The sequence below is a fragment of the Nocardioides pakistanensis genome, from assembly GCF_054781215.1.
The window spans coordinates 1-874 of the sequence record NZ_BAAGUV010000096.1; the positions used below are offsets into that span (position 1 = coordinate 1).

General features: G+C 68.0%; 1 protein-coding gene. It reads right to left on the minus strand.

Annotated elements, in window-relative coordinates:
• A partial coding sequence (locus ACYVIH_RS22955; RefSeq protein WP_460871864.1) for an IS1595 family transposase occupies positions 1-874 on the minus strand: 874 nt, incomplete at both ends.

The following is an 874-nucleotide window of genomic DNA, read 5'->3' on the forward strand; positions in this document are numbered from 1 at the left end:
TCGGTGTCCACGGCCTGCTGGAGCAGCCGGTAGAAGAGCATGCCGCGAGCCTTGGACTTGCGCCGGTTGAACCGGAAGGTGAACTCGTCGAGGTAGTAGGGCAGGTGTCGGGCGGTGAGCCGGTAGTGGAGGGTGCCGGCGGTCCAGCGCTTGAGGAGTGAGGAGACCAGGTGGGGGCCGGGCATCACGGTGTCGCGGTCCTGGACCGTGTAGGACTTCGTGGCCTCGTGGATGTAGCCGTGGTCGGCGAACCGGCGGAACATGCGTGCGCCGTCGGTGCGGATGGTCGACCCGGGTTCGATGACTTCGCGACCGAACTCGACGATGTCGAGCTTGCCGGGCGCGTCGGCCAGTTCGAGGCGCACTCGGCCCAGGCGCCCGTGGTCGTCGCGCTCGACGGCGATGGTGATCGGGACCTTGTCGCTGGAGCCTCCTTGTTTGCCGGTGCTGCGGCCGCCGAGGAAGCTCTGGTCGAGCTCGACGGTGCCGCTCAACATCTCCCGGTCCGGGCGGACCATGGCGCGTCGCATCTTGTGCAGCCACGCCCAGGCAGTCTCATACGACCCGAACCCGAGTGCCTGCTGCAGGCCGGCGGCGGACACCCCGTTCTTCTGCGAGGTCACGAACCACACCGCGGCGAACCACGTCGACAGCGGGGTGTGAGAACGGTGGAAGATCGTGCCCGCGGTGACCGAGGTCTTCACCGAGCAGTCCGCGCACATCCACAGGCCTTTGCCGGTCCGCCACGCCTTCCCACCGCCACAGCGCGGACACGAGAAGCCGTCCGGCCAGCGCAGACCGGCGAGGTAGTCGATGCATGCGGCGTCGTCGGGGAACCACTGCTTGAACTCCTGGAACGTGCGCGGGTAGTCCA